This window comes from Pseudomonas sp. Teo4 (genome assembly GCF_034387475.1).
Lineage (GTDB): Bacteria > Pseudomonadota > Gammaproteobacteria > Pseudomonadales > Pseudomonadaceae > Aquipseudomonas.
In genome coordinates this window covers 1,823,200-1,841,990 of the sequence record NZ_JAXCIL010000002.1, presented here as the reverse complement: position 1 = coordinate 1,841,990, position 18,791 = coordinate 1,823,200, and the positions used below count along the sequence as shown (strand labels likewise).

At 61.8% G+C, this 18,791-nt stretch carries 17 protein-coding genes; 8 read left to right on the top strand and 9 right to left on the bottom strand.

Annotated features, from left to right (window positions below):
- Positions 1–32: 32 nt before the first annotated feature.
- Positions 33–953 (bottom strand): drug/metabolite exporter YedA, encoded by a 921-nt coding sequence (gene yedA, locus PspTeo4_RS24850; protein WP_322366397.1) that lies wholly within the window; start codon positions 951–953, stop codon positions 33–35.
- Between the two features lie 155 nt (positions 954–1,108).
- Here yedA and PspTeo4_RS24845 point away from each other — a divergent pair, with 155 nt between their 5' ends.
- Positions 1,109–1,567, top strand: coding sequence for an Lrp/AsnC family transcriptional regulator (locus PspTeo4_RS24845; RefSeq protein WP_322366396.1), 459 nt, complete (start codon positions 1,109–1,111; stop codon positions 1,565–1,567).
- Positions 1,568–1,569: 2 nt separating this feature from the next.
- Here PspTeo4_RS24845 and PspTeo4_RS24840 read toward each other — a convergent pair whose 3' ends face one another.
- Both PspTeo4_RS24840 and PspTeo4_RS24835 read right to left on the bottom strand, forming a co-directional pair.
- Positions 1,570–2,049 (bottom strand): NYN domain-containing protein, encoded by a 480-nt coding sequence (locus PspTeo4_RS24840; RefSeq protein ID WP_322366395.1) that lies wholly within the window; start codon positions 2,047–2,049, stop codon positions 1,570–1,572.
- Between the two features lie 63 nt (positions 2,050–2,112).
- Positions 2,113–2,856: a DUF2076 domain-containing protein gene (locus PspTeo4_RS24835; protein WP_322366394.1), complete on the bottom strand. Its 744-nt coding sequence runs from the start codon at positions 2,854–2,856 to the stop codon at positions 2,113–2,115.
- Between the two features lie 155 nt (positions 2,857–3,011).
- Here PspTeo4_RS24835 and PspTeo4_RS24830 point away from each other — a divergent pair, with 155 nt between their 5' ends.
- A complete protein-coding gene (locus PspTeo4_RS24830) occupies positions 3,012–3,668 on the top strand; it encodes a YciC family protein (RefSeq protein WP_322366393.1) in 657 nt (218 codons plus the stop codon).
- 104 nt (positions 3,669–3,772) lie between these two features.
- Entirely contained in the window at positions 3,773–4,264 is a 492-nt protein-coding gene (locus PspTeo4_RS24825; RefSeq protein WP_322366392.1) for a hypothetical protein, read from the top strand.
- Between the two features lie 4 nt (positions 4,265–4,268).
- Here PspTeo4_RS24825 and hrpB read toward each other — a convergent pair whose 3' ends face one another.
- On the bottom strand, positions 4,269–6,797 hold the full coding sequence (gene hrpB / locus PspTeo4_RS24820; RefSeq protein ID WP_322366391.1) for an ATP-dependent helicase HrpB: 2,529 nt from the start codon (positions 6,795–6,797) through the stop codon (positions 4,269–4,271).
- A 117-nt stretch (positions 6,798–6,914) separates the two neighbouring features.
- On the opposite strand from hrpB, the gene PspTeo4_RS24815 reads away from it, so the two are divergent.
- Both PspTeo4_RS24815 and PspTeo4_RS24810 read left to right on the top strand, forming a co-directional pair.
- On the top strand, positions 6,915–7,334 hold the full coding sequence (locus PspTeo4_RS24815; RefSeq protein WP_322366390.1) for a polyribonucleotide nucleotidyltransferase: 420 nt from the start codon (positions 6,915–6,917) through the stop codon (positions 7,332–7,334).
- 25 nt (positions 7,335–7,359) lie between these two features.
- A complete protein-coding gene (locus PspTeo4_RS24810; RefSeq protein ID WP_322366389.1) occupies positions 7,360–8,229 on the top strand; it encodes a cation diffusion facilitator family transporter in 870 nt (289 codons plus the stop codon).
- Positions 8,230–8,357: 128 nt separating this feature from the next.
- Here PspTeo4_RS24810 and PspTeo4_RS24805 read toward each other — a convergent pair whose 3' ends face one another.
- Complete coding sequence (locus PspTeo4_RS24805; RefSeq protein WP_322366388.1) at positions 8,358–9,200, bottom strand: DUF6515 family protein; 843 nt, start codon at positions 9,198–9,200, stop codon at positions 8,358–8,360.
- 395 nt (positions 9,201–9,595) lie between these two features.
- On the opposite strand from PspTeo4_RS24805, the gene PspTeo4_RS24800 reads away from it, so the two are divergent.
- Positions 9,596–10,072 carry an Lrp/AsnC family transcriptional regulator gene (locus PspTeo4_RS24800; protein WP_016712159.1) on the top strand — a complete coding sequence of 159 codons (477 nt, stop codon included), beginning with the start codon at positions 9,596–9,598 and terminating at the stop codon, positions 10,070–10,072.
- 19 nt (positions 10,073–10,091) lie between these two features.
- Complete coding sequence (locus tag PspTeo4_RS24795; RefSeq protein ID WP_023378567.1) at positions 10,092–10,295, top strand: DUF2788 domain-containing protein; 204 nt, start codon at positions 10,092–10,094, stop codon at positions 10,293–10,295.
- Between the two features lie 169 nt (positions 10,296–10,464).
- On the opposite strand, the gene PspTeo4_RS24790 is transcribed toward PspTeo4_RS24795, so the two are convergent.
- Complete coding sequence (locus tag PspTeo4_RS24790; protein ID WP_322366387.1) at positions 10,465–11,100, bottom strand: pseudouridine synthase; 636 nt, start codon at positions 11,098–11,100, stop codon at positions 10,465–10,467.
- Between the two features lie 6 nt (positions 11,101–11,106).
- Entirely contained in the window at positions 11,107–12,570 is a 1,464-nt protein-coding gene (gene amn, locus PspTeo4_RS24785) for an AMP nucleosidase (RefSeq protein WP_322366386.1), read from the bottom strand.
- 722 nt (positions 12,571–13,292) lie between these two features.
- On the opposite strand from amn, the gene PspTeo4_RS24780 reads away from it, so the two are divergent.
- Positions 13,293–14,318 carry an IS110 family transposase gene (locus PspTeo4_RS24780; RefSeq protein WP_322362670.1) on the top strand — a complete coding sequence of 342 codons (1,026 nt, stop codon included), beginning with the start codon at positions 13,293–13,295 and terminating at the stop codon, positions 14,316–14,318.
- A gap of 548 nt (positions 14,319–14,866) precedes the next feature.
- Here the strand turns inward: PspTeo4_RS24780 and PspTeo4_RS24775 are convergent.
- Entirely contained in the window at positions 14,867–16,519 is a 1,653-nt protein-coding gene (locus PspTeo4_RS24775; protein ID WP_322366385.1) for an acyl-CoA dehydrogenase family protein, read from the bottom strand.
- Between the two features lie 102 nt (positions 16,520–16,621).
- On the bottom strand, positions 16,622–18,613 hold the full coding sequence (locus PspTeo4_RS24770) for a 7TM diverse intracellular signaling domain-containing protein (RefSeq protein WP_322366384.1): 1,992 nt from the start codon (positions 18,611–18,613) through the stop codon (positions 16,622–16,624).
- Positions 18,614–18,791: the final 178 nt, after the last annotated feature.

The window sequence follows — 18,791 nt, the reverse complement described above, 5'->3', positions numbered from 1 at the left end:
CGAAGGCGGCAAGTTTACCGCAACACCCCACCCTACTTGCAGATTTCGCCCTTCAATGGTTGCACGGGTTCTGGCGGCTTGTGCCACTGTGGAAGGCCGATCAGCACCACCGCACCAATGATCACCGCCATGGCCAGGCACTCTTCGGCACCGATGGTTTCACCCGCGAAGACGATGCCCAACAACACCGCTACCGCCGGGTTGACGTAGGCATAGCTGGTCGCCGCCGCCGGACGCACGTTCTTGAGCAGGTACATGTAGGCACTGAACGCCAGAATCGAGCCAAAGAACACCAAGTAGGCAAGCGCGCCCCAACCTGCTGCGGTGGGCATCTGGGTCAGGCGCTCACCGCTGATGGCGCTGCCCAGCAGCAACACCGCACCGCCCACCAGCATCTCGGCGGCGCTGGCCATGGCGCCCTGGGGCAAGGGCAGGCTTTTGCTCCAGACCGAACCGAAGGCCCAGGCCGCTGCGGCGAACAGGATGAGTGCGGCTCCCATGGGGCTGGCCTGCAGGTTCGACCCCAGGTTGAGCAGCCCGATACCGACCAGGCCGAGGCCAATCCCCGCCCATTCCAGCCGCGAGTTGCGGTGCCCGAACAGCAGGCCGAACAACAAGGTGAACAAGGGCACCGTGGCCACCGCCAGTGCCGCCACACCCGACGCGACCCCGGCATGCTCGGCCAGGGTCACACCGCCATTGCCGCAACTGAGCAGCAAAAAGCCGATGGCCCCCGCCGCACGCCACTGCGTCCAGGTGGGTGCTGGCACGCCGCGCCACCGCAGGAAGCCGTACAGCAGGCTGCCAGCAATCAGGAATCGCACCCCGGCCATGAGCATCGGCGGCCAGGTTTCGACACCAATGCGAATGAACAGGTAGGTGGAACCCCAGACCAAATACAAGGCCAGGAAAGCACCAATGAGCAACCAGGGAAAGCGACGGGAGGCAGGCATGGAAAAAGACTCGAAATCCGTTTACGGGTGACTTAGTTTAGAAAGGCTTCCGTGCAAACTTAAGTTACAAAAAACGTTTAATAGGCCATAACACTTTGCAATGAACGTTTATTCAGGCCATTTACCGTTGAATGCAAAGCCGACAGGAACCGCTCATGGACAAGTACGACCGCATGCTGCTCGCCGCCCTGCTGGAGGACGGCCGGGCCACCTATGCACAACTGGCTCGCCAAGTGAACCTTTCGGCACCGGCGGTCGCGGAACGGGTGGCAAAGCTCGAAGCGACCGGGGTCATCTCTGGCTACACGGCCAAGGTCAACCTGGAAAAGATCGGTTTGCCGATTCAGTGCGTGATCGAGCTACGCCTGACCAGCCACGGCAACCAGCAGAGCTACGACGAGCTGGCGCGCATACCGGAACTGACCGAATGCCACCGGGTGACCGGTGACCCCTGCGTGATCATGCAGGCGGCCGTGGGGTCGATGACTGAACTTGAAGCGTTGATCAACCGTGTTTCGCAGCTGGGCTTCAGCAAGACCTCGATCATTCTGTCCAGCGCGGTGGAGCGACGGGTGCCGCTGGATCATCTACAGCACAATGGCAAGAAAAGCTGAGTTCAATGGCGTAACAGCAATCGCCCTTCGATTGGCACATAACGGCTGGCGGCACGAATCAGCGACAGTGCGGTCAGCCCAGGCACGCCATAAACGACCGCCTCGGTGCCATGGCGCTGGATCACCCGCTCCAGCAACAAGTCGAAATCGCCGTCGCCTGACGCCAGCACCACCTGATCGACGCGGCTGGCGGCATCGATCACATCAAGGGTGATGCCTACATCCCAGTCGCCCTTGGCCGAACCATCGCTGCGCTGGATGAAGGGCTTGAGACGTACGTCGAAACCAAGGTTGCGCAGGATCTGCTGGAATTGCTGTTGCTTGCTGTCGCCACGGTCGATGGCGTAAGCCACAGCCTCGACAATTTCACCCTCGCGACAGACATCGGCCCATAACGCGGTGTAATTGAAGTGGCAACCGTAAGCCTGGCGCACGGTGTAGTAGAGGTTCTGCACATCGGCGAACAGCGCGATCTTCTTCACGACTCACTCTCGGCAGTAAGGGGCGCAAAGCACCCCTGAAATGCCTGCAGTATGCCAGACCGGTTAGACGAAGGTGTCGTCATCCGAGAAGAACCCGCCATCGTCACTGCCGTAGTCGGTATCGGCGTAGCCGCCCTGATCAGCGCCCCAGCCACCATTGTCGGCCACCTGACGCTGGTCGCCCGAGTCGTTCCAGCCACCGGTATCGCTGGCAGGAGCCGGTTCTTCCTTGATCACCTCGACCACTTCTTCTGGCTGCGAGTGGTGGTTGAACAGACTGCTGATGCCCTGCGCCAGCAATACACCGCCCGCCACGCCAGCGGCAGTCTGCATGGCGCCGCCCAGGAAGCTGCTGGCGCCACTGCGAGCGGGTGCTGCGCCGAAGCCAGGTTGCTGAGCTTGCGGCTGGGAGAAGCCCGGCGCGGAGGGTTCGCGCCAGCCACCGGCACTGGGGGGTGGTGCAACCGAGCGTTGCGGCTGTTGAACCGGCTCCGGGTTGCGTGCGCCGGCCCCAAAGATGCTGGACAGGAAACCACCGCTGCTGCTGTTGCTGCTGCGGGTGGCCTCGAGCTGGGCGCGGGCTTGCTTGAGTTCGGCTTCGAGCTGTTTGTTCTGCTCGTCGAGGCGCTTGATTGCAGCCTCCTGGACCAGAATCGCCTGGGCCATGTAGTAAGGCGCTGCCGGTTGCTGGCGCAGGTGTTCCTCGATGCGCGACTGAGCCTGGGCGTCGCGAGGCTGGCTCGGGTCCTCGGCTTGCTTGATGCGGCCGAACAGGCCGTCGATCAGAGTTTGTTCTTCAGTGTTCATGGGGCTACCTCGTGCGGGAGCAGGACATCGGATGCGTCAAAGATGGGGGGCGCAGCCACAGGATTCAATCATGGCGGCCGTGAAACTTTTTTCAGCAAGTGACCGCTCTGGGCTAAAGTTAGGCCCCTGCTTTTACAGCCATGCGATGTTGACTGATGAATCCGCTGAGCGTTCTGCGCGACTCCCTTTACTTCTTCCGCCGCCACCTGCCGAGCATCATCCCGCTGTGCCTGCCGCTGGTGGTGCTCGAAGCCCTGCTGACCCAACTGCTGTACCGGCAGATGGGCGACCAGGCCTCCCCCGCCTACGGCATGCTGGTCAGTTTGCTGTTCTACCCGCTGTACAGCGCGGCGTTGATCCTCTACCTCGACACCCGCAGCAACGGCCAGGAAATCCCCAAACGCGACCTGTTCGCTCGTGCTGTGCAGCTGTGGCCGCCATTGGCGCTGCTGATTCTGATCAGCTCGCTGCTGATCATGGCGGGCCTGGCGCTGTTCATCTTCCCGGGCGTGTGGATCATGATCAATCTGGTGTTCGCCGAGTACCTGCTGGTGCTACGCGGCCTGCCGGTGGTGCAGTCCATGCGCGAAAGCGCGCGGATGACCACCGGGCATTTCATGCGCATCATGATCTGCGTGCTGGGTGTGCTGGCACCGATCTGGTTGATCGACGGCTTGCTGCTGATGGCCATCCCGGAACCCACACCGGCCATCGAGCTGGCCATGGATAGCCTGAGCGGCTTCTTGCAACTGTTCAGTACTGTGGTGCTCTATCGCCTGTTCATGCTGCTGGAAGGTGAAGCTGGCGCTTGAGAGCTAGCGCTTTTCCGATGGTTGTTTGCATGGAAACCTGACAGGCTGCCGCCTTACCCGCCGCCTGCCTACCTTGGGCTGAACAACCCAACGGAGGGCAGGCAATGAACGAAAACCAAACGAATGACCACTGGGCCGATGGCCATTCATTCCTGGGCAAGATCTATCTGCTGGATGCCAGTGGACGACTGCCGGTACACATATTCAAAAGCCATCATGACCTCAGCTTTGGTGTAAACATCAAAACCGACGACGGCTGGCTCAAAGTGGGGGGCGATTTCGCCGCCCCTGGCTTTCAGTTCAGGTTTCACTCGAAGGCCAAAGACCGCCTGCATTTCAACATATCGCTTGCCAGCAACAGCCGACGAAAACTGGGCGCCAGCAGTGAAGGCTACCTGGGGCTCTACGAACAGGAGGCCGAACTGGACTACTGGAAGCTACAACCACTGGCATGGTCGAGGCACGAGCTTCGCTGCCTGATCCGCGATCATCTGGGCCATCAGATCAAAAGCACGCACACCCCGGGCACGAACATCGCGTATCTCACCACCGCTGAGGGTACGCCGCATGAGTTCGTGATCGAAAGGTCCCGCTAACCGCTCAAGTACCACGCGGTTTGGCCCGCGCGGTGGCTTCGGCCACCAACGGGTCATCCGGCCAGTAGTGTTTCGGGTAACGCCCCTTCAAATCTTTCTTCACCTGTGCGTAGGTCGTACGCCAGAAGTTCGCCAGGTCTTGGGTTACCTGCACCGGTCGTCGCGCAGGTGACAGCAGATGCAATTTCACCTGCAGACGCCCTTGCGCAATACGTGGCGTATCCGACAAGCCGAAAAGCTCTTGCAGGCGCACGGCGAGAATCGGCGGAAACTCACTGTAATCGAGCCTGATGTTCGACCCTGATGGCACGGTTATGGACTGCGGCGCCTGCTCGTCCAAACGCTGCGGCAACGGCCAGGGCAACAGGTTGCGCAGGATCGAGGGCAAATCCAACGAGGCAAAATGGCTAAGTCGCGAGACCTTGCCAAGGTAGGGTTGCAACCAGCCTTCGAGGCTTGCCAGTAATGCCTCATCGGCTAGATCAGGCCATTCACTCTGGCCGCCCTTCTCGAGGTCAAGCTGGCGCAACAACGCCACACGCGCTTGCCACTGGCGCAGCTCCGGCGTCCAGGTCAGCAGGTTCAAGCCCTTGCGTCGCACCAGGCCAAGCAGGGCTTTGGCGCGCGCCTCTTCATCCAAGCCCGGCAGCGGCTCGCGACTGAGTACCAGCTCGCCCACCTTGCGCTGGCGCTCGGCACGCAAGACTTGCTCACGCTCGTCCCAGTCGAGAATGTCGAGGGTTTCGACCTGTTCGGCCAACACCCCCTCCAGCAATGCGGGATCGAATTCAGCCGCCAGGTAGATGCGTTCTTCCCGCTGTCCCTGGCGACTGCCCAGGTCGGCGATCACCAACCATGGGCACTTCATCAGGGCATCGACTTCGGCGAACAGCGCAGCACGGCCGTTGGCCAGGCGGTACTCGGCACCGCCTTCGCGGCGCTGCTGTGCAACTCGATCGGGGTAGGCCAGCGCCAACAGGGCGCCGAGCCATCGCTGATGATCAGGGTCAGCAACAGCGGTACCGGCCTTCCCCCTCAACAGCCCCCGATACTGGCGGGCCAGCTGGCGGGCGCGCTGCACGCCCCCTTGGCCGCCACGACCTGCCTTGGTCTCACCGCTCACCAGCGCCAGTCGGCTGTGCAGGTCGGCCCCACCACCGCGCTGGATATCGCGCTCGCCCAGCAAGGCGGCGACATCGCAGGCCATCTCGGCCAAGCCCAGGCTCTGCCCGCGCAACAGCAAATGAGCGATGCGCGGGTGGGCCGGCAGCTCGGCCATGGCCTGGCCGTGGTCACTGAGGTGATCGCGACTGCCCGGTTTGAACGCACCGAGACGTGCCAGCAGGTCCTTGGCCTGACCGAGCGCGGCAGCTGGCGGCTGGTCGAGCCAGCGCAGTTGGCCTGGTTCAACGCCCCATCGCGCCAGTTGCAAGGCCAGGCCTGCGAGGTCGGCCTGAAGCATTTCGGCTGTACCGTGGGCCGCCAACTGGTCGTGCTGGGCTTCGCTCCACAGGCGGTAGCACACGCCCGGCTCAAGTCGACCGGCGCGCCCCGCTCGTTGGGTGGCGCTGGCGCGGGAAATACGCTGCGTGTCCAGGCGGGTCATGCCACTACCCGGGTCGAAACGCGGCACGCGCGCCAGGCCTGCATCGATCACCACACGTACGCCGTCGATGGTCAGGCTGGTTTCAGCAATGTTGGTAGCCAGCACCACTTTGCGCTGGCCTTTGGGCGCGGGGTCGATGGCCGCGCGCTGGGCATTGAGGTCAAGCTCGCCGTGCAATGGGCACAGCAGAATGTCGGCACGCTCGCTCAAAGCATCCTGAAGGCTCTGGTGAACGCGGCGAATCTCGGCCTGACCTGGCAGGAAGACCAGCAAACTGCCGGTCTGGTCCGCCAAGGCGTGAAGCACACTGTCCACGACCCGCGGCTCGATGAATTCACCTGGCTGGAACGGCCGCCCCCAGTGGATATCCACAGGGTGCATGCGGCCCTCGCTGCTGACCACAGGCGCATCGTCCAGCAGGCGCGACAAGCGCTCGCCTTCCAGGGTTGCAGACATCAGCAGAATCTTCAGCGGCGGCTCGTCACGCAACAGCTCACGGCCATTGAGGCTAAGGGCCAGGGCCAGGTCGGCATCCAGGCTGCGTTCGTGAAATTCGTCGAAAATCAGCAGGCCCACCCCATCCAGCGCCGGGTCGGACTGCAGACGACGGGTGAGGATACCTTCGGTGACCACCTCGATACGGGTGTTCGGCCCCACCTTGCTGTCCAGCCGGATGCGGTAACCCACGGTTTCCCCAACCTTCTCACCCAGCTCGCTGGCCAGGCGCTCGGCTGCGGCACGGGCGGCCAGGCGGCGTGGTTCGAGCATGAGGATGGTCTGGCCGGCCATCCACGGCTCGTCCAACAGGGCCAAAGGCACCCGGGTGGTCTTGCCCGCACCGGGAGGCGCCTCGAGCACCGCTTCGTCACGGTTTTCCAGCGCCCGGCGCAAAGCGGGCAAGACAGCATCGATTGGTAATGAAATCATGGTGGTCCTCGAACAATCGCCCGAGTATAACGGCGAACCGAGCCTGCTCTATCATGGTCTTAGCATCAGGTGCTGGCGTTTCGCCCAGCCTTGCAGTACACCTTTCCGGAGATTCACATGCGTATCCCTTCCCGCGTCATTGGCAGCGTACTCATCGCCACCCTGCTGACCCAGCTGACGGCCTGCGGCACGCTGTTCTACCCTGACCGTCGCGGCCAGATCGAAGGCAAGATCGACCCTGTGGTCGCCGCGCTCGATGCCATCGGCATCCTGTTCTACGTCATCCCTGGCCTGATCGCCTTCGGCGTCGACTTCGCCACTGGCGCCATCTACTACCCAGGCGGCACCACCGCCCAGGTCGCGCCTGAAAAACTGCGCGAAGCCATCACCCCGGACGGCAAGGTCGACAACCTCAAGCTACAAGCCATTATCGAAAGCGAACTGGGCCAGCGCCTGCCGCTGAACGACCCACGGCTGATCCAGCACCGTGGCAGCGTCGAGCAACTGGCCGCTTACGGCCTGGTTCCAGCCGCCTGAGCCACACAAGGACATCGCCCCCGGCATGACCACTTCGGTTGAACACCAACGGCTGCTGCGCCTGGCCACCCGCGCCTCGTTGGCCGTGGCCAGCATTCTGGTGCTGAGCAAGGCGATTGCCTGGTGGCTGAGTGGCTCGGTCAGCCTGCTGGCGGGTTTGACCGATTCGGCGCTGGACGCAGTCGCCTCGTTCCTCAACCTGCTGGCTGTGCACTATGCCTTGCGCCCGGCCGATGACGACCACCGCTTCGGCCATGGCAAGGCCGAGGCCCTGGCCGGCATGGCCCAGGCGTTGTTCATTGGCGGTAGCGCGGTGCTGATTGCGGTGCAGGCGGTCGAGCGGTTGCAGAACCCACAGCCTCTGGGCGACACCGCCATCGGCATAGCCGTGATGCTGCTGTCGCTGGCGCTGACCCTGGCGTTGCTGGCGTTTCAGCACAAGGTGATCCGCCTGACCGGCTCCACGGCAGTTCGCGCCGACTCGCTGCACTACCGCTCCGACCTGCTGCTCAACGGCAGCATTCTGCTGGCCCTGCTGCTGGCTCGCTTCGGCTGGCCGCAACTGGACGCGCTGTTCGGCCTGGGCATTGCCGCCTACATCCTCTGGAGCGCGCTGCAGATTGCCCGGGAGAGCACGGCGATTCTCATGGATCAGGAGCTGCCGGGGGATGTTGCCGAAGGCATGGTCGAGCAAGTACTGGCCATACCTGGGGTGAAAGGGGTGCACGATCTGCGTACGCGGATGTCGGGCAACCAATGGTTCGTGCAATTACATCTGGAATTGCCGGGGGACCTGCCACTGCATGAGGCGCATGCGTTGTGCGTGGCGGCTTCTGCGGCCATCCGCCAGCGTTATCCGAAGGCGGATGTGATCGTGCATGCGGACCCGGTCTGATCGGGTCTTCAGCGGAATCTACAGGGGCCCTATCGCCGGCAAGCCGGCTCCCACATGGACGGCGCAGATCTTGAGATCACTGCCGTACCTGTGGGAGCTGGCTTGCCAGCGATGAGGCCCACCAAGCCTCAGTTGATGCTGTAGCCCCGTCCGCTGAAGCAGGCGCCGAGCGCACGTCGGTAGGTGTCTGCCACGTTGACTGGCGGAGCATAACTGGCCGTGGCTGGGTCGAAGCCCGACTGGCTCACCGCCCAGCGATGGCACTGGTAGCGGTCCTGATCCTGCTGCTCCTGCCCTTGGCCATACATCGGGTAGGCCACCACGTCATAGCCACTGGCTGCCGGCGCTACAGGTGCAGGTGTCGCCGCAGGCGGGTTGACCACCACATACTCGCGGCTGTCGGCCAGGTACTGGTAATAGGTATCGGCGACCAGGAAGAACAGCGCACCGCCCAACCACACCTCTCGGGCATAAGGCGGCAGGTAGTCGACCCGCACGCCATAGGGTGGCGTCACCACGATATAGCTGCCGCCATGCGGTCGATACCAGTAGCCGCCGGAGTAGAAATAGTCCTGTCCGCGATAGGGCACTTTCCAGGAGCGGTCGGGGAAGCGATCTACCGTGTGTCCAGGTCGATACTGCGGCCCAGGTCCCCAGCCATTGCCATGGCCGTCCGGACGCCCTTGCCAGTCACCACCGGGCCGTTGCCCGTGGCCACCAGCCTCCCATGATCGGTTTTCGCCATTGCGTCGAGGAATATCCTGGTAGTAGCCCTGACGCGGCGGTTGCGTCTGGCGCACTTCGTCGCGCGAGTTGAGCGGCGAGCGGCCTGCGCCGCCGCCATTGGGGTCTTGCTGAGCGTTGTCGCCATGCCCGCCATGCTCATCACCCGGCCCTTGGGCCAAGGCTCCCAGGCTGATGCCCAGCCCCAACAAACCAACACCTGCCAACTGCCAGATGCGCGACTTCATGTTGTTCCTCTCGGTAGATGCGCTGCATTGGCCGCCAGTCTACCGCGCCCATGGCACGGGCAGATGAAAAACGCAGGCATGAAAAAAGGGAGGCCGCTGGGCCTCCCTTTGGGAATTGTCGTCCGTGCTCGGCGCTTGTGGCACCGGCTCACCTCACATCGTCTTCTGGACGGTGCGTAGCCCGGGGGCCTGGCGGATCCTGTTGGATGGCTGGCCGCGACCGCCCGCCTAGGGCGCGTCGCCGTGGACTCATGTCCGGGCAGTGATTCTGTGGTTAACGATACGGGAGGCGGCGCAGCAGATGATTGCGAAGATTGCTCAGATAAATAGCACTTGCGCAATTTTTCACCCTGGATCGATAATTCACCGCAATCCGAACAGAAAAGGCCTTTTCCATGAGCAAGCTTGACCGCTACGACCTGAGCATCCTCGCCGAATTGCAGCGCGATGCGCGCATCTCCAACCAGGAGCTGGCAGAACGTATCGGGCTTTCGCCCTCGCCGTGCTCGCGTCGGGTCAAGCAACTGGAAGACGATGGCTACATCTCGCGTCAGGTTGCCCTGCTCGACCGCAAGAAACTCGGCCTGAGCCTGACGGCCTATGTACTGATCGGCATGGACCGCCACACTCCGGAACGCTTTGAAACCTTCGAAGCCGCCATCCGCAACCTGCCCCAGGTACTTGAATGCAGCCTGGTGACCGGTATGGACGCTGACTATCAGTTGAAGGTGGTGGTGCCGGACATGGATCACTACCAGAAATTGCTACTAGGCAGCCTGACCCGCATCGAAGGCGTCACCAGCGTGCGTTCGAGCTTCGTGCTCAATCAGGTGCTGGCCAGCACCGAAATGCCATTGACCCACCTGCGCTAATTGCCCCAGGAGAAAACAGATGGATCCGGCTGTATTCGAAGAGTGGATGATGATCGTCCTCGTCACCGTGCTGATCGGTTTCATGGGCTTCATCGTCTGGGACCTGGCCAAGAAGTCCAAGGCGGGCCGGTTTGGCACGTTGATTCTGTTCTTTGTGCTGGGGCTGGGCGTGCTGGCCTTCATCATCAAGAGCGTGGTGGTGGGGTTTCTGGAGGGGGTGTAGCGACCCGTGGGAGCTGGCGTTAGCCTGCGATCGAGCGCGAAGCGCTCGCAGTAGAGCAACGGCTGCCACAGCAGAACCGCTTTGCGGTCCATCGCAGGCTGGCGCCAGCTCCCACAAGGACCTAGCAAGCTTGGGAGGTTTGATCAGGGCAGTCGCTCATCCGGCAGGGCTAGCGCACCAGCTTCGGCGAAACCTCGCGCCAGCAGCCCTGGCCCAGGCCGTCCAGGGTCCAGTCTCCAATGCGCACCCGCACCAGGCGCAGGGTCGGTAAGCCAACAGCCGCCGTCATCCGCCGCACCTGGCGATTGCGCCCTTCGCGAATCACCAGCTCCAGCCAACTGGTCGGCACGCTCTTGCGAAAACGCACCGGCGGATTGCGCGGCCACAGGTCAGGCTCCTCCAGGCGCCGTGCCTCGGCGGGCAAGGTTGGCCCGTCATTGAGTTCGACACCGTCACGCAGCCGCTGCAACTGCTCGTCGCTTGGCTCACCCTCCACCTGCACCCAATAGGTTTTGGCCAACTTGTGCTTGGGGTCGGCAATGCGCGCTTGCAAGCCTCCGTCATTGGTCAGCAACAACAGGCCTTCGCTGTCACGATCCAGCCGACCGGCGGGGTACACGCCTGGAATGTCGATGAAGTCCTTGAGGGTGGCGCGCCCTTCGCCGTCGCTGAACTGAGTCAGTACGTCGAACGGCTTGTTGAACAGGATCAGGCGAGGCTCGGCCGGCGTTGCCTTGGGCTGGCGACGCGGGCCGGTAGGCCGCGCCGAAGGGCGGCGCGGCTTGGAACGGGGTGGCAGGGGCATGGATCCTCAGCGGAACGGCGGCTCATCGAAACTGCGCAGTTTACGCGAGTGCAACGAATTGAGCTCGGTACGCAACAGATCGAGGGCAGCGATGCCGATTTTCAGGTGCTGGCTGACGGCGCGATTGTAGAAGGCGTTGGCCGAGCCAGGCAGTTTGATTTCACTGTGCAGCGGCTTGTCCGACACGCACAGCAAGGTGCCGTACGGGACTCGCAGGCGGTAGCCCTGGGCGGCGATGGTGCCGCTTTCCATATCCACCGCCACGGCGCGGGACAGGTTGATCAGTGGCCGCTCCTGGGCCCAGCGAAGCTCCCAGTTACGGTCGTCGTAGGTCAGCACGGTGCCGGTACGCAGGCGCTTTTTCAGTGCCTCGCCCCGCTCGCCGGTCACCTGCGCAGCAGCCTCCTGCAGTGCCAGTTGCACCTCGGCCAGGGCCGGAATCGGAATGTTGGGCGGCACCACCCGGTCGAGGATCCCGTCACGGCGCATATAAGCGTGCGCCAGCACGTAGTCGCCAATGGTCTGCGACTGCCGCAAGCCACCGCAGTGGCCAATCATCAGCCAGCAGTGTGGACGCAGCACCGCCAGGTGGTCGGTGATGTTCTTGGCGTTGGACGGGCCGACACCGATGTTGACCAGGGTGATGCCGTCACCATCGCCGGCGATGAGGTGATAGGCCGGCATCTGGTAGCGGTGCCAGACCACGCTGGCCACCAGCGCCTGTGCTTCACCGTGGTCCATGCCCTTCTCGATCACGACGTTGCCTGGCAGCACCATGCGTACGAAGCGTGGGTCTTCGCGCAGTTGTTCCAGGCCGTGGCTGATGAACTGGTCGACATAGCGGTGGTAGTTGGTGAGCAGGATCCACGGTTGCATGTGGCGCCAGTCGCTGCCGGTGTAGTGCACCAGGCGACGCAGGGAGAAGTCGACGCGGGCGGCGTCGAACAATGCCAGTGGCAGCGTCTCGGCGTTGCCCCAGTCGTACAGGCCGTCGGCGATGTTGTCGGTGGCGGCTGAAAGGTCGGTGCTGGGGAAAACCCGCGCCAGCTCTGCGGCGGTGATGCCGCTGCCGGCCAGCTCGTCGCCTTGGTCGACGACGTAGGGGTACGGGATGTTCTGTTCGCTGACGCCGACTTCCACCGTTACGGTGTAGTCGTTCATCAGTGGGCGCAGTTGCTCCAGCAGGTAGCTGCGAAACGCGGCTGGCTGGGTGACGGTGACGCTGTAGGTGCCGGCCACCTGGACTTTTGCGTAGGCGCGGGTGGTGGCGGCGACCTCGCCGTGGCTGTGGTAGGTCAGGCGCAGGGCCGGATAGCGGAACAGGGCCCGTTCGTCTTCATTGGGCTGGGTACGGTCCTTCAGGTAGAGCTTCAGGGCCTGGCTGAGGGCTCCGGTGGCCTGGTCATGCAGGGCCGCCAGACGCTCGACAGCCTGTTCGGGGGTATCAACGACTACAAAAGCTTGGCTCACACTGGGCTTCCTGTCTGGACATGCATGTCAGCCATCTTGCCTGCCTTCGCAGGCAATTACATCCCCATTGATCAGCGTTGCCAGCTCCATCCCAAACCAGCCTCCGTTTTCGCCTCAGCTGTCGCTCTTGCTCTTGCTCGCTCTTGCTGTTGCTCGCTCTTGCTCTTGCTCTTGCTTCTAGCGCGCGATAGTTCAGACGCAGCAGATTGCGACGTCAGTAGGCCGAGTGGAGGTCTTGCGAAGGAAGGTGACGGGCATGGATGCCCGTCAAGCGCTGCGGCCCAGGATGGGCCGTACAGCGCGGTCCTTCCGGGAGCAAGACCGGAGCGAGGGAACCCCGGAGCGCAGCGTAGGGGCCGGATGTAGGAGCCAGACTTTTTTGGTTACTTTTTGGGGCGCTTGCCAAAAAGTGACCCGCTGTAAGAGCGGAAAGGTGATTAAGCGTCGCCTTGGCAAATGGATATGCTCTCAAATTTTTAAACCAACTTAAACCAACTTAAACCAACTTAAACCAAAAACCAAAAACCAAAAACCAAAAACCAAAAACCAAAAATCAAAAACCTAACTTTGTGGCTGCATTTATACAGCGTGAATATCCATTTGCCATGGAGGCGCTTATTCACCTTTCCGCCCTTCCGGCGGGTTACTTAATGAGATGGTCACCCCGGCACCCTGCGAGGCGTACGCTTTCGCAGGGTGTTTTTACTTCGGAGACCGTCATCATGAGTACCGTGACCTTGATCGGCATCGACATCGGCAAACATACCTTCCATCTGCATGCCCAAGACAAGTTCGGCAAAGAGGTGTCGCGCAAAAAATGCTCAAGGCAGCAGATGATGCGGCTTCTCGCCAATCATCCCCCTTGCACGGTAGTGATGGAGGCCTGTGCCGGCTCGCACTATCTGGCCCGTCAACTCAAGGCGATGGGGCATGAGGCCAAACTGATCTCACCTCAGTTCGTTAAACCTTTCGTCAAGACCAACAAAAATGACTTCGTCGATGCGCAGGCCATCTGCGAAGCCGCTTCCCGGCCTTCCATGCGCTTTGTGACGCCCAAATCGCCTGACCAGCAAACACTTTCTGTTTCTCACAGGATGCGTGAGTCATTGATCCGCGATCGGACCAAGACGGTGAATCAGATGCATGGATTTCTGCTCGAGTTCGGCATCAGCCTACCGACAGGGCTGGCGGTGATAAAACGGCTCGCTTCAGTGCTTGAAGAGCACGACTTGCCTGTACGCCTCGTCGCATTGCTACAGCGCCTGCATGATCACTTCGCCTACCTGAGTGAGCAGATCAAGTTGTTGGACAAAGAGCTTGAGAGCCAGCTTGCTGACGATGATCTAGGTAGCCGTTTGCTGAGTATCCCGTGTGTCGGGCCGATCACCGCCAGCCTGCTGGCTGTAGAAATGGGAGACGCTCAGCAGTACGGCAGCAGCCGTGATTTTGCAGCCGCCGTAGGCTTGGTTCCCAGGCAATACAGCACTGGCGGTAGACCGGCTCTGCTGGGGATCAGCAAACGTGGCGACAAGAACCTTCGGCATTTGCTGGTGCTCTGCGCCCGGGTCTACATGCTTCGCCTGAAGTATCAGAAAGGCCCAATGGCCGACTGGGTACGTTCCCTGTCAGCGCGACGCCACTCCAACGTGGTGGCCTGCGCGTTGGCCAACAAACTGGCCCGCATCGCTTGGGCCATTGCTACTCGACACACGCAATATAGAACGGAGCCAGACGCTATGAACGTCTGACCCCGTTGTGCTGCACCGTGTTTCACCATCAGGTTTTGCGATAGCTGAACAACAGATGAAATAAACGGCCGGTCGGCCTAGCGATGATCCTGAACGACCAATTGGCTCTTGGAAGCCGCTTACTTTGTTAGGACCGCCAGGCGCGAACACTCATCGTGGCGCGGGATACCAGCCCAATAGACGCCGGATAGATTGAAGCAAGCCATCCATTTCATCCAATGAACAGTATTGCAAAAAACGGGGTGACCATAGATTGGTCTCGGCCAAAGTAACCAAAGCCGTCGGCTCCTACATCCGGCCCCTACGCTACGCTCCGGGGTCCCCTCGCTCCGGTCTTGCTCCCGGGAGGACCGCGCTGTACGGCCCATCCTGGGCCGCAGCGCTTGACGGGCATCCATGCCCGTCACCTCCCTACGCAAGACCTCCACTCGGCCTACTGACGTCGCAATTTGTGGCGTCTGAACTAGCGCGCACTAGAAGCAAAAGCAGAGCAAGAGCAAGAGCAAGAGCAAGAGCAAGAACTGGAACCCGTGCCGTTAGTGCTCATTTCAACTTGGCCAAACCGGCGTTGCTCGCGCCACCAATGCCTCGACATCAACACCTCTAGGCAAGGCCCCATACACCCGACCACTACCCGACAACCGACTGCCAATGAACGCATCACTAACAACTGAATTACCTGCCTCCAATAACAACTTGGCCTGCAACGCAATCGCAATATCTTCGGTCAATTGCCGGGCGCGATACTGAATGTCGCCGGTGTCGGCAAAGGCCCCTTTGAGATTGCCAATATGCGCAGCAAGCCGCGGGTCACCATGGCCATCGCCAAGCTCGGCAAACAACGCATCCAGCACCCCAGGCTCCTTGGACAGCGCCCGCAGCACATCCAGACACTGCACATTCCCCGAACCTTCCCAGGTCGAGTTGACCGGCGCCTCACGGTACAGCCGAGGCAGAATGCTCTCCTCGACATAACCCGTGCCACCCAGGCACTCGGCCGCTTCATTGATCATTGCCGGCGCCCGTTTGCAGATCCAGTACTTGCCCACGGCCGTCACCAACCGGGCGAAATGCGCTTGCTGAGGGTCGTCCAACTGATCCAGCGCCTGCCCCATACGCAAGCTCAAGGCTAGCGCCGCCTCGCTTTCCAAGGCCAGGTCAGCCAACACGTTCTGCATCAACGGCTGCTCGCTCAACACCCGCCCACCCACCTTGCGGTGTGCGCAATGGTGAGCCGCCTGGGTCAATGCCTGCCGCATCAAGGCGCTGGAGCCAACCATGCAGTCAAAACGCGTCATCGCCACCATCTCGATGATCGTAGGCACCCCTCGCCCCTCCTCACCGATCATCCACGCCAGCGCACCGCGAAACTCCACTTCGCTGGACGCATTGGAACTGTTGCCGAGTTTGTTCTTCAGACGCTGGATGTAGAACTCGTTGCGGCTGTCATCCGGCCGGTGACGTGGCAGCAGGAAACAGCTGAGGCCCTTGTCCGTCTGGGCCAGGGTCAGGAAGGCATCGCACATGGGCGCCGAACAGAACCACTTGTGCCCGATCAGCTCATAAGCCTGGCCTGGCCCTGAAGCGCCGACCGGATAGGCTCGGGTGGTGTTGGCCCGCACGTCAGTGCCGCCCTGTTTTTCAGTCATGGCCATGCCGATGGTGACCCCAGCCTTGTGACGGTCACCGACATTGCGTGGGTCGTACTCGCGGGACAGGATCTTCGGCAACCAGTACTCGGCCAACTCCGGCTGCAAGCGCAATGCCGGAACCGCAGCGAAGGTCATGGTCAGCGGGCAACCGGTGCCGGCTTCGGCCTGGCTATGCAGGTAGGTCATGCTGGCCCGTGCCACATGGGCACCTGGACGAGGCTCGGCCCAGGGCAACGAAGGCAGCCCGTGCTCGACAGCGGTACGCATCAGGTCGTGATAGGCAGGGTGGAACTCCACCAGGTCGATACGATGGCCGTAGCGGTCGTGGCTGCTGAACTCGGGCTTGTGCGCATTGGCCAGAAAACCTGCGGCCATCAACGGACCGCCAGCCAGGGCACCATAGGCGTCGATCCGCGACTCGGCCCAGCCCGCGCCGCAACGCCGCGACCATTCCTGTAGCGGCTGGTCGAGGCGGTACAGGTTGGCGCCATCCAGCGATGGCGGCTGGTTGGTCACTTCGTGGGTTTCAGCGTACTGGTGCAGGTTCATCGGGGAGCTCCTGGATCCGGGCCAGCCTGAACCCCCAGTGAAGCACTCCCCGACAACCAGTCAAAGTGACAAAAATGACTAAACAGGCGGCAACCGAATGGCCTAGTACCGCGCGGCCCCAGAAGCCGTCCGGCCCGGAGGCACCTGAACCTGCTCGATGGCCAGATCAAGCGCCAACTCGAAACGGCTACCCAGCCCCCGCGTCGATTCATGGGACAACGTAGCGCCAAGCAATTCGCCCAACTGTCGGCAAATCGACAAGCCGATACCCAGGCCGCCATAGCGTCGGGTCATCGAGCCATCCACCTGGAAGAAGCGCTGGTACAGAATTGCCTGGTCCAAGTCATCGAAACCGATGCCGCTGTCGCTGACCGTGAACGTCAGCGCCAGACTGTCCGGGCCAAGCCGCCGACCTCGGACCTGAATCATGACTCCACCTTGATGGGTGAACTTCAGGCCGTTGTCCACCAGGCACCCCAGGCATCGGGTCAGCTTCTGCGCGTCCCCCAGCAACGCGTCAGGTAGCTCGGCCGGAATGTCGAGGCTCAGATACAACCCCCTGCCCAATGCTTGCCCGGCGTATCCTGCCCGCAGGTCCTGGACCAGTCCGCGCAAGCTGAACGGCGTAGCTTGCGCACGCAGGCGGCCGGCTTGAAGCTCGGTCAGGGTGAGGATGTCATCAACCATGTCCATCATGTCCTGGGACGAGCCGACCGCCGTACGGTGGTATTGGGTCATCTCCGCGTCCATGGGCAGTGTCTGCATCAGCTCCAGCGAACCGATCACACCATTCATCGGCGTGCGCAGTTCGTGGGTCACGGTAGCCAGGAACTCATCCTTCAGGCGATTACTGCGGGCCAGTTGCTGGTTCAGCTGCTCCAATGCCCGGCCAGTGTCGCGCAGCGCGCTGGCCTGCTGCTCGCGCAGGCTGTTGATCCGGTCGGCCAGGGCCAGGGACAACAGCGCCACCTCAAGCGCCGAGCCGAGTTGGCTGGCGTACATGGTGATGAACACGTTCGGCAGATAGCCCAGCACCATCAGGGTGTTGACCAAACCTCCGAGCAGGAACGCCGACCAGGCGATGATGAACCAGCGCGCCACGCGCAGACCGTGCCACCAGGCATACAGCCCGGCGGTGAAAATACTCACAGTGAACAGCAAGGCCAGCACGGTGGCCATGCGCAAGGCGACGCCATAGGGCATGCTGACCGCCAGCACCATCACCAGTGCCCCACCCAGCATCAGCAGTTGCAGCAGCCGATCGAAACCGCGGGCGATCTTGCCCAGCTGCAGGAAATGACGGGCGAACTGACACCCGAACAAGCCGGCCGCACCAATGAACAAAGGTGTCGCGGCGTTCGCCCACCACGGGCTGTCGGGCCAGAAATAGGCCACGCCCGCGCCATTGACCGATACCTGATACAGGCCAAACGAGGCGATGTAGAAGATGTAATAGAGGTAACTGACGTCACGCACGCTCAAGTAGATGAACAGGTTGTACACCAGCATCACCAGTAACACGCCGTAGATCATCCCCAGCACGTACAACCGCGTGGGCTGCTCCTCCATATAGGCTTCGGCCGACCACAGCGCCAAGGGCGCCTGCACCGAACCTTGGCTGTGCAGGCGCAGGTAAGCCGTGGTCGCCTGGCCAGGACGCAGAGGCAGCTCGAACAGGTAGTTGTTCTGGCGTATTTGCCGGCTCTCATAAGGCAGGGCATCGCCGGTTCGCTGGGTCAGTCGATAGACGCCATTGGCGTCAGGCAGGTAGAGCTCGAGGTAGTCCAGTGGCGGGTAGGCCAGTTCCAGAAGCCACTGACGTGGCGCCGCACCTGGGGCAGCGGCATAACGCAGGTCGACCTTGAGCCAGAACACCGACGTCGAGTAACCGGCATTGAGCACGTCATTGCTGTGTTGGCGGAAACGGCTGGCGAACGCAGGTGCACTGACCTGGACGATACTGGCGCTGCCATCGCGGTCCTCGTAGACCTGCATGATCCTGCCAAGCGGTAAATGCCGGGTGGCGTCGTTGAAATCGACCGCACCGGCCAGCACGGGCAGGCAGCCCAGAAGCACAATCAGCAAATAGCGCATACAGCCCCAGCATGGCCTGTCCGGTAGCGTCGCAGTTGCCCCCATCCCTTTGAGACGACGTACCCCGGCAGTACCCGTTAGTCGAATTGTCCGAGCACTCTAGCATAGCCTTCAAAGATAGCATTGAGCCACCTCATTTTTTAAAGAAAAGGCTCTAAATCAATGGTTTGAGATAAAA

What these genes read in the sequence shown, in the direction of transcription:
- yedA (WP_322366397.1), bottom strand. Translation starts at nt 953, where the DNA reads ATGCCTGCCTCCCGTCGCTTTCCCTGGTTGCTCATTGGTGCTTTCCTG.
- PspTeo4_RS24845 (WP_322366396.1), top strand. Translation starts at nt 1,109, where the DNA reads ATGGACAAGTACGACCGCATGCTGCTCGCCGCCCTGCTGGAGGACGGC.
- PspTeo4_RS24835 (WP_322366394.1), bottom strand. Translation starts at nt 2,856, where the DNA reads ATGAACACTGAAGAACAAACTCTGATCGACGGCCTGTTCGGCCGCATC.
- PspTeo4_RS24830 (WP_322366393.1), top strand. Translation starts at nt 3,012, where the DNA reads ATGAATCCGCTGAGCGTTCTGCGCGACTCCCTTTACTTCTTCCGCCGC.
- PspTeo4_RS24825 (WP_322366392.1), top strand. Translation starts at nt 3,773, where the DNA reads ATGAACGAAAACCAAACGAATGACCACTGGGCCGATGGCCATTCATTC.
- hrpB (WP_322366391.1), bottom strand. Translation starts at nt 6,797, where the DNA reads ATGATTTCATTACCAATCGATGCTGTCTTGCCCGCTTTGCGCCGGGCG.
- PspTeo4_RS24815 (WP_322366390.1), top strand. Translation starts at nt 6,915, where the DNA reads ATGCGTATCCCTTCCCGCGTCATTGGCAGCGTACTCATCGCCACCCTG.
- PspTeo4_RS24810 (WP_322366389.1), top strand. Translation starts at nt 7,360, where the DNA reads ATGACCACTTCGGTTGAACACCAACGGCTGCTGCGCCTGGCCACCCGC.
- PspTeo4_RS24805 (WP_322366388.1), bottom strand. Translation starts at nt 9,200, where the DNA reads ATGAAGTCGCGCATCTGGCAGTTGGCAGGTGTTGGTTTGTTGGGGCTG.
- PspTeo4_RS24800 (WP_016712159.1), top strand. Translation starts at nt 9,596, where the DNA reads ATGAGCAAGCTTGACCGCTACGACCTGAGCATCCTCGCCGAATTGCAG.
- PspTeo4_RS24795 (WP_023378567.1), top strand. Translation starts at nt 10,092, where the DNA reads ATGGATCCGGCTGTATTCGAAGAGTGGATGATGATCGTCCTCGTCACC.
- PspTeo4_RS24790 (WP_322366387.1), bottom strand. Translation starts at nt 11,100, where the DNA reads ATGCCCCTGCCACCCCGTTCCAAGCCGCGCCGCCCTTCGGCGCGGCCT.
- PspTeo4_RS24780 (WP_322362670.1), top strand. Translation starts at nt 13,293, where the DNA reads ATGAGTACCGTGACCTTGATCGGCATCGACATCGGCAAACATACCTTC.
- PspTeo4_RS24775 (WP_322366385.1), bottom strand. Translation starts at nt 16,519, where the DNA reads ATGAACCTGCACCAGTACGCTGAAACCCACGAAGTGACCAACCAGCCG.
- PspTeo4_RS24770 (WP_322366384.1), bottom strand. Translation starts at nt 18,613, where the DNA reads ATGCGCTATTTGCTGATTGTGCTTCTGGGCTGCCTGCCCGTGCTGGCC.